Annotated in this window: 9 protein-coding genes and 1 pseudogene; 4 read left to right on the top strand and 6 right to left on the bottom strand. The window is 70.3% G+C overall.

Annotated features, from left to right (window positions below):
• Window positions 1–683 (bottom strand): annotated as a pseudogene (locus AC31A1_RS42270) (peptidoglycan-binding protein); the annotation flags it as partial.
• Window positions 684–840: 157 nt separating this feature from the next.
• On the opposite strand from AC31A1_RS42270, the gene AC31A1_RS42265 reads away from it, so the two are divergent.
• Window positions 841–2,922 carry an MDR family MFS transporter gene (locus tag AC31A1_RS42265; protein ID WP_489658387.1) on the top strand — a complete coding sequence of 694 codons (2,082 nt, stop codon included), beginning with the start codon at window positions 841–843 and terminating at the stop codon, window positions 2,920–2,922.
• A 16-nt stretch (window positions 2,923–2,938) separates the two neighbouring features.
• Here the strand turns inward: AC31A1_RS42265 and AC31A1_RS42260 are convergent, their stop codons facing one another.
• Entirely contained in the window at window positions 2,939–3,430 is a 492-nt protein-coding gene (locus tag AC31A1_RS42260; RefSeq protein ID WP_489658386.1) for a GNAT family N-acetyltransferase, read from the bottom strand.
• Between the two features lie 10 nt (window positions 3,431–3,440).
• The gene (locus tag AC31A1_RS42255) at window positions 3,441–4,067 is read right to left on the bottom strand and encodes a dihydrofolate reductase family protein (protein WP_489658385.1); all 627 of its coding nucleotides are present in this window, start codon (window positions 4,065–4,067) and stop codon (window positions 3,441–3,443) included.
• Window positions 4,068–4,244: 177 nt separating this feature from the next.
• On the opposite strand from AC31A1_RS42255, the gene AC31A1_RS42250 reads away from it, so the two are divergent.
• Together AC31A1_RS42250 and AC31A1_RS42245 are read left to right on the top strand one after the other, a co-directional pair.
• Window positions 4,245–4,892 (top strand): hypothetical protein, encoded by a 648-nt coding sequence (locus AC31A1_RS42250; RefSeq protein ID WP_489658384.1) that lies wholly within the window; start codon window positions 4,245–4,247, stop codon window positions 4,890–4,892.
• Between the two features lie 5 nt (window positions 4,893–4,897).
• Window positions 4,898–5,500, top strand: a complete 603-nt coding sequence (locus AC31A1_RS42245) for a hypothetical protein (RefSeq protein WP_489658383.1) — start codon at window positions 4,898–4,900, stop codon at window positions 5,498–5,500.
• 28 nt (window positions 5,501–5,528) lie between these two features.
• Here the strand turns inward: AC31A1_RS42245 and AC31A1_RS42240 are convergent, their stop codons facing one another.
• On the bottom strand, window positions 5,529–5,945 hold the full coding sequence (locus AC31A1_RS42240) for a DnaJ family domain-containing protein (RefSeq protein ID WP_489658382.1): 417 nt from the start codon (window positions 5,943–5,945) through the stop codon (window positions 5,529–5,531).
• 82 nt (window positions 5,946–6,027) lie between these two features.
• Here AC31A1_RS42240 and AC31A1_RS42235 point away from each other — a divergent pair, with 82 nt between their 5' ends.
• Entirely contained in the window at window positions 6,028–6,420 is a 393-nt protein-coding gene (locus AC31A1_RS42235; RefSeq protein WP_019060401.1) for an FHA domain-containing protein, read from the top strand.
• Between the two features lie 25 nt (window positions 6,421–6,445).
• Here AC31A1_RS42235 and AC31A1_RS42230 read toward each other — a convergent pair whose 3' ends face one another.
• Window positions 6,446–7,126 (bottom strand): O-methyltransferase, encoded by a 681-nt coding sequence (locus AC31A1_RS42230; protein ID WP_489658381.1) that lies wholly within the window; start codon window positions 7,124–7,126, stop codon window positions 6,446–6,448.
• A gap of 96 nt (window positions 7,127–7,222) precedes the next feature.
• The coding region (locus AC31A1_RS42225) for a DUF2330 domain-containing protein (RefSeq protein WP_489658380.1) at window positions 7,223–7,662 on the bottom strand (440 nt) is incomplete at its 5' end.

Here is a 7,662-nt window from a genome sequence, read left to right as displayed (position 1 = left end):
GTCGGGGACGGGGTCTCGCTGAGTGACGGGGTCGGGGACGCCGACGTCGGCTGGGCGGACGTGGAGCCGCTCGTGGACGGTGTGGCCGGTGCCGCGCTCTTCGATGCCGTCGGGACGCTCGCCCGTACGTCCTGAGGGGCCGCCTCGTCACGCGACGGGGGTTCGTACGAGAACATGCCGCTCGCGAAACCCGCCACCGCGGCCACCGCCACGACGGCTCCCGTGACGGCGAGGAGGACGGTGCGGCGGTGGCGGCGGCGCGGGGAGGTGTCGTCGTCCGTGGGGTGTTCCGGGGTGTCCCCGTCGCCCTCGCCGCTCCCGCCGTCCGCGAACAGGTTCAGGTCCGCCGGGACCGGGAGGGCCGATGTCTCGTGATTCCGATAAGCCGGTGCGGGCGTCACCGCTCGCAGCGGCATCGTCTCCTCGACCGCCGGCAGCCGCTGGGTCTCGCCCTCGGGAGTCGTCGGTGGCGCCGGTGCGGGTGTCTGTTCCTGCGGGTTGCCGTCCAGTTCCACATACGGTCTGATCCGCAGCGGGTCGAAGTCCTCCGCCGCTGCCGCCTCCGCCGTGCGCGCGTCGCGCAGCGCGTCGGACGCCCGTTGGGTGCAGGCGCAGGACGGGGAGCCGTCGGCTGTCCGGGGCGCCCCGCACTGCGGGCATATGTGGTCCTTCGCCTCGTTCACGTGTTCGTCCCTCCCCGTCGAACTCCAGAGGTTATGCGGATCTCCTTCACGCCGTCTCCTCCGACCCCCGGAATGCGAGCTTCCACTCGGACTCGACAGGCCGTAACGGGCCATACCGATCACCATGGATGTGTAACGAGAGCCTCGGGAGGTCTTCATGGCCGGCGATGCGCACGGTATGACGGGGAATGTGCAGGACGCGCAGCCACCGGAGAGGCCCCCGCGGCGGGGCGGTTCCGCCCAGGAACACGTGTCGGGCAACGTCCTCGTCTCGATCGGGGCGCTGCTCCTCGGGCTGCTGCTCGCCGCCCTCGACCAGACCATCGTGTCGACCGCGCTGCCGACGATCGTCAGCGATCTCGGCGGCCTGGAGCATCTGTCGTGGGTGGTCACCGCGTATCTGCTCGCGTCGACCGCCGCGACTCCGCTCTGGGGCAAGCTGGGCGACCAGTACGGCCGGAAAAGGCTGTTCCAGATCGCGATCGTGATCTTCCTCGTCGGGTCCGCGCTCTGTGGTGCCGCACAGAACATGCCCCAGCTGATCGGGTTCCGGGCGTTGCAGGGGCTCGGCGGCGGTGGGCTGATCGTGCTGTCGATGGCGATCGTCGGTGACGTCGTCTCACCGCGCGAACGCGGGCGCTACCAGGGGCTGTTCGGCGCCGTCTTCGGTGCGACGAGTGTCCTCGGGCCGCTGCTCGGCGGGCTGTTCACCGAGCATCTGAGCTGGCGCTGGGTCTTCTACGTCAACCTCCCCGTCGGTGTCGTCGCCCTCGCCGTCATCGCGACCGCCCTGCACATCCCGCGCAAGTCGACCCGGCACGTCATCGACTACCTCGGCACCTTCCTCATCGCCGCGGTCGCGACCTGCCTGGTCCTCGTCGCCTCGCTCGGCGGCACGACCTGGGGCTGGGGCTCGCCGCAGATCATCGGGCTCGCGGTGCTGGGTGTGGTGCTGATCGGGGCGTTCGTCGCCGTCGAGCGCCGGGCCGCCGAACCCGTCCTCCCGCTCAAGCTGTTCCGCGTCCGCACCTTCACCCTCGCCGCCGTCATCAGCTTCATCGTCGGCTTCGCGATGTTCGGCGCGATGACCTATCTGCCGACCTTTCTCCAGGTCGTGCAGGGCATTACCCCGACCATGTCCGGTGTCCACATGCTGCCGATGGTGTTCGGCATGCTGATCTCGTCCACCGCCTCCGGCCAGATCGTCAGCCGCACCGGCCGCTGGAAGGTGTTCCCCATCGCGGGCACCGGTGTCACCGCCCTCGGCCTGCTGCTGCTCCACCAACTCGACGAGGGCAGTTCCACCGCCGAGATGAGCGCGTACTTCTTCGTCTTCGGGCTCGGACTCGGCCTGGTCATGCAGGTGTTGGTGCTGATCGTGCAGAACGCCGTCTCGTACGAGGATCTCGGCGTCGCCACCTCCGGCGCGACCTTCTTCCGGTCCATCGGGGCCTCGTTCGGTGTCGCCATCTTCGGCACGGTCTTCGCGAGCCGGCTGGGTGACAAGCTCGCGGATGCTCTCCGGGGTACCTCGCTGCCGCCGGGCGTCACCCCGGACGGCCTGGAGTCGGACCCGCGCGGAATCTCCCGACTGCCGTCCGCCGTACGCCCGGAGGCCCTCCACGCCTACGCCTCCTCCATCACCGACGTCTTCCTCTACGCCGCCCCTGTCGCCCTGGTCGGCTTCGTCCTGGCCTGGTTCCTCAAGGAGGACAAGCTGCGCGGCTCGGTCACGGCCCCCGACGTCACCGAGACCCTCGCCAGCAACCCCGTCCAACGGTCCTCGTACGACGAGGTCTGCCGCGCGCTGTCCGTGCTCGGCACGCGGGAGGGCCGCCGCGAGATCTACCGGACGATCACCACGAAGGCGGGCTACGACCTTCAGCCGGCGGCGAGTTGGCTGCTCCTGCGCATCAAGCGGGACGGCTGGGCGGAACCGGGAGTGCTGGCCGAGCGCAGCACCGTGCCGCTGCCCGTCATCCTCGCCGCCGTCCGCCAGGTCGAGGAGCGGCGGCTGGCCGTACGCGAGGGCCTCGACCTCCAACTGACCGACCAGGGACGGGAAGTGGCCGAGAAGCTGTCCCAGGCCCGGGAGGAGTCCCTCGCGGAGGCCCTGGGCGACTGGTGGGGGCCGGACCGGCCCACCGACCTGATCCAGCTGGTGAAGGAACTGAACGGCGAGTTGTGCGGGTCGGACAGCGAGCAGCCGCACAACGGGACGGCTGCGACGCTCAGTTGAGGTCGGTCGAGTGAGGTCAGTCGAGGTTTTTGCGGAACCAATGCTCCGCGTACGGGTCGTCGTTGTGCCGCTCGGTCTCCTTGTAGCCGAGCCGTGCGTACAGGGCGCGGGCCGCCACCAGGTCGTTCCGGGTGTCGAGGATCATCACCTTGGCGCCCAGCTCGCGGGCGGCGTCCTCGGCGGCCGTGACGAGCCTCGGGGCGCCGCCCCGGCCGCGCATCCCCTCGTGGACGAAGACCCTCGTCAGCTCGGCGGTCGTAGCGTCGAGGAGTCGTACGCCCGCCGATCCGGCCGGCGCACCCTCGTACCACCCCACCAGCAACTGGCCGCCGGGCGGGGCGAGTTCGGAGCCGGTGACGGCGGCGATCTCGCGTTCCAGTTCGGCGGGGTCCGTGCGGTGGTTCTCGTGCAGCAGGTACCAGCGGTCGCTGACCTCGGTGTAGTACGCCCGCCAGAGTGCGGCGGCGACGGGGGAGTCGTAGGGTTCCGGGGCGATCGTCCAGGTCATGCGGACATTGTCAGGAGCCGGTGGGGGTGCGGCGCAACCGGATATGGGTCACCTCGGGGGAGTCCAGGACCTGGGTCTTCTTCCACTCGATGTGCGCGTCGCCCACGTTGTCGAACAGGCGGCGCCCGCCGCACGCCAGGACCGGTACGACGTGCAGGAGGAGTTCGTCCAGCCACCCGGCGCGGATGAACTGCTGGACCAGATCGGCGCCGCCGGCCAGGGAGACGTCCTTGTCGCCGGCCGCCTCGCGGGCCAGCTCCAGTGCGCGGCCGGGGCCTTCGGTGACGAAGTGGTAGGTCGTGCCGCCCTTCTTCACCACCGACGCGCGAGGCTGGTGCGTGACGACGAACACCGGTGCGTGGAAAGGCGGTTCGTCACCCCACGGGACCTCCCCGCTGACGAACATCCCGTGCCCCATGACCACCGGCCCCAGCCGCTCGACCCACGCGGCGAGCAACTCGTCGTCCGGGCCGCCCGCCCCGCCCTCCATCCCCTGCATCCGCCGGAAGCTCCGCAGCCCGAACACCCACGCGTGCAACCGCTCCCCGCCGATGCCCAGCGGATGCTCCGGCCCCGACTCCGGGCCCGCGATGTACCCGTCCAGCGACACGGCCAGCCGTGCGACGACCTCACCCATGACAACCTCCTCGATCGGTTCTTACCCGTGCGTCGAACGGGGCGGGGCGGAATCGACACACCGGCACCATCAATTCCGCCGAGGTGTGGCCGTCGTTTGAAGGGGGCCTTTGAGGCAACCCGGTAGAGGAACCGACCGGCTACGAGAGCAGGTTGGCCAAGAACCCGGAAGGCACTCATGTCCACAGGCGTGATCATCGTTTTGATCGTGATCGTGGTCGGCGTGGTCGCTGCCGCGGCGGCCCTGGCGCTGCGTGCCCGAGGCGCGACCGGCGGCTCGGGCCTGAAGCGCCGCTTCGGGCCCGAGTACGACCGGACCGTGGCCCGGCACGACGGCGACGCGAAGGCCGCCGAGCAGGAGCTCGGCGCGCGCGTCCAGGAGCACGGTTCGCTGCAGGAGCGGCCGCTGGAGCCCGCGGCCCGTGAGCAGTACCAGGCTCGTTGGGCCGCCGCCCAGGAGCTGTTCGTCGACTCGCCCCGCCAGGCGATGGCCGATGTCGACCAGCTGCTCGGTGAGGTCGCCGGAGCCCGGGGCTTCCCCGACGTCCAGGAGTACGACAAGCAGTTCGACGCGCTGTCCGTGCACCACGCGGACCACGTCCACGGGTACCGGCGCGTGCACCGCGTCGTCACCGCGCGGACGAACGGCGCACCGGAGAGCCAGGCCGGCACCGAGGAGATGCGCGAGGCCATGCTCGAAGCCCGCGCCTTCTTCGACGACCTGGTGAGCGACGGCAGCCGTGGCAGCCGTAACGGCAACGGGCACGGGCGCGGCGGCCGCCACTCGATCGGCTCATTCAACAAGCAGGCACTGAAGGGGAGTTGAGCTTAATGTCCGACGCGATACGGCCGACCGGCGACAACACGGACGCGGAGCGCGCCGACCGCAAGGAAACCGACAGGACCACCGAACAACGGGATGCCGAGAAGGCGTCGCGTGAGTCCGGGTCCGAGTCCGGCACCAGGCCGTTGGGTAGCACGACCGCCGACGACAAGTCGACACCGCGAGGGTCCGAGAGGGCGATCCCGAGCCCGCGCACCGGCGACACGACCGGCACCGAGCGCTCCTCCGAGCGCACAGGCCGCACCGAGCAGTCGTCCCGCCCCGTCCACGCCCCCGAGCCCGCACCCGCCGCCACCGGTGCCGCCTCCGGCAACGGCAGCCTGCTGCCGCACGACGAGAGCGACAAGTTCAGCCTGCGGCTGCAGCACGCGGTCACCGGGTTCGTCGACGAGCCCCGGTCCGCCGTGGAGGAGGCCGACCACGTACTGGAAGAGGTCGCCGCCCGCTTCACGGAGGCCGTCACCAAGCGCCGCGCCACCCTGCACGGCTCCTGGGAGTCCAAGGACTCGGACGGCTCGGAGGACACCGAGCAACTCCGCCTGGCCCTGCGGGACTACCGCGAACTGACGGAGCGGCTTCTCCACATGTGACCACATGTGACCGGCGGAGGCAGCCGGTTCAGCCTTGTCCGTCAACCGTCCGGCGCTGCCGCCACTCCCGCGCGACCTCTTCAACGTCGTACGGCTTCATTCCCAGCGGGGGGCCGGGCGGCGGCTTGAACATCATCTCGCGGATCTTCACGTTGACTTCGGTGATGATCTGCCGTGCGATCCGCTCCGAAGGGGCCGAGTACGCCGCAGCGAGAGCGTCCTCGGCCTCTTTGCGCAGGGCCAGCGTCGGCGGCAGCACGGAGATGCCCTCGCGGGCCATCTTCTGCTTGATCCACCACAGTTCGTCGTACGTCGTGTCGGTACCGGACGGCAACGGCTTTCCCGCGCCCGGGAGTCGGGCGAACTCTCCGGCCTGCTCGGCATCCCGGATCTGCTTGTCGACCCAGGACTCGAAGGACACACCCGGTGGCTTTCGCTCGGTCATGACTTCATTGTGCCGGACGCGATGGCGCCGGGCGATTTATCATGCGCGCGCTGCTGTAAGGACACTTCACAGGGGAGCGCACGTGCTCGAACTCACCATGGCCTCGGTCTCCGGGACGGACGAGGGCGCCACAGCCGGCATGCTGATGGCCGACGCGCCCAGCGACCCGGGCGCGGTGCTGCGGGTGGGCCGCGACGAGACGGTGTGCCGGCTGGTGACACCGGACGACTGGCTGTTCATCTCGCGGGTCCATCTGGAGTTCCTGTGCGGACCCGAGGGCGTCTGGCAGGTGAGCTGGCTGCGCGGCTCCCAGCCCGACCCGTCCTCCGAAGTGCGCCTGATCGTCGGCGAGTACGCCCAGACCGTCGGCTACGGCGGCAGCGTGCCGTTGCCGCGCGGCGGGAGCGGCGAGATCGTCATCAAGGACCGCACCGGGCCGCGCAGCGTCAACGTCGGCTTCTATCACGAGAGCTGAGACGCTCCGGGAGGAGCTGGAGAAGCTATGCCAGCACGCGCGCCAGCGCGAAACCGTCGTAGCCCTTCTTTCCCACCGTCTGGATCGCCGTACCCGACAGGCGCGCGTGCGAGCCGATCAACTCGATCGCGGTGCGCGTGCCCTGGACGTCCGGCGATGAGTTGTCCGGGTCGGCGACCCGGCCGCCGCGGACCACGTTGTCGACGATGATCAGGCTGCCGGGACGGGTGAGCTTGAGGGCCCACTCCACGTAGTGCGGGTTGTTGACCTTGTCGGCGTCGATGAAGACCAGGTCGAAGGGGGCTGGGTTCCCGGCGGTCTCGGCGGCGAGTTCGGCCAGGGACTCCAGGGCCGGGCCCACCCGCACCTCGACGATCTTGTCGAGGCCCGCGCGGGCGAGGTTGCGGGTGGCGACCTCGGCGTGCTTCGGGCTGTACTCCAGGGAGATCAGCCGGCCGTCGGCGGGCAGCGCGCGGGCCAGCCAGATCGTGCTGTAACCGCCGAGCGTGCCGATCTCCAGGATGCGCGAGGCACCCTGGATCTGGGCCAGGAGGTGCAGCAGTTTGCCCTCGGCGGCGCTCACGGCGATCTGCGGGAGTCCGGCGGCCTCGCTGTCGCGCAGGGCTGCCTCCAACACCTCGTCGTCCGGGGTGAGTTGGCTGATGAAGTAGTCGTCGACGTCGTCCCACAGCTGCGACTCGCTCATGTGCTCGTGCCTTTCGTCATGTTCAGCGGTGCCCTTTCGTCATGTTCAGCAGTGCGTCCAGTGACCGGTGCCGGCCACCAGTGCCGGCCTCCCGAGTCAACTACCCGGAGCGTGCGTCGGCGGTGGTGGAAACGCCGGTGGTGGTGGGATCACCGGCCGACGCGTCCGCCGGGACCGCCGTACGGCCAGCAGGACGCCGGTCGTCGTGAGCGCGGCCAGGCCTCCGCCGATCGTCAGCAGCCACGCCGGGACGCCCGCGACCTTGCTCAGCCTGTCCTCGTAGATCACCTGCTGGAACGTCGCGTCCGTGGCGGTGCGGCGGAGCAGGTGGTCGCCGGTGATGCGGGACGGGTCGGGGAACTCCTGGTTCACGGCGGTCAGGAACGGGGTGCCCTTGGCGAGGGCGGCCAGCGGGCCCGAGGTGGCGGTGACGCGGCCCGCGTAGGCGACCTGCGGCCGCGAGCCGCCGATCGTGCCGCTGGGTTCCATGCGGTGGGCGGCGAGGATGTACAGGCCGAGCGACTGCGGGGTGGGGG

This window comes from Streptomyces sp. P5F9, assembly GCF_057961495.1.
The sequence above is the reverse complement of the archived record's forward strand: the minus strand, read 5'-3'. Positions and strand labels throughout refer to the sequence as shown.

Coding starts and splice junctions, on each gene's coding strand:
- AC31A1_RS42240 (WP_489658382.1), bottom strand. CDS start 5,945: ATGACCGAGCGAAAGCCACCGGGTGTGTCCTTCGAGTCCTGGGTCGAC.
- AC31A1_RS42265 (WP_489658387.1), top strand. CDS start 841: ATGGCCGGCGATGCGCACGGTATGACGGGGAATGTGCAGGACGCGCAG.
- AC31A1_RS42255 (WP_489658385.1), bottom strand. CDS start 4,067: ATGGGTGAGGTCGTCGCACGGCTGGCCGTGTCGCTGGACGGGTACATC.
- AC31A1_RS42250 (WP_489658384.1), top strand. CDS start 4,245: ATGTCCACAGGCGTGATCATCGTTTTGATCGTGATCGTGGTCGGCGTG.
- AC31A1_RS42245 (WP_489658383.1), top strand. CDS start 4,898: ATGTCCGACGCGATACGGCCGACCGGCGACAACACGGACGCGGAGCGC.
- AC31A1_RS42230 (WP_489658381.1), bottom strand. CDS start 7,126: ATGAGCGAGTCGCAGCTGTGGGACGACGTCGACGACTACTTCATCAGC.
- AC31A1_RS42260 (WP_489658386.1), bottom strand. CDS start 3,430: ATGACCTGGACGATCGCCCCGGAACCCTACGACTCCCCCGTCGCCGCC.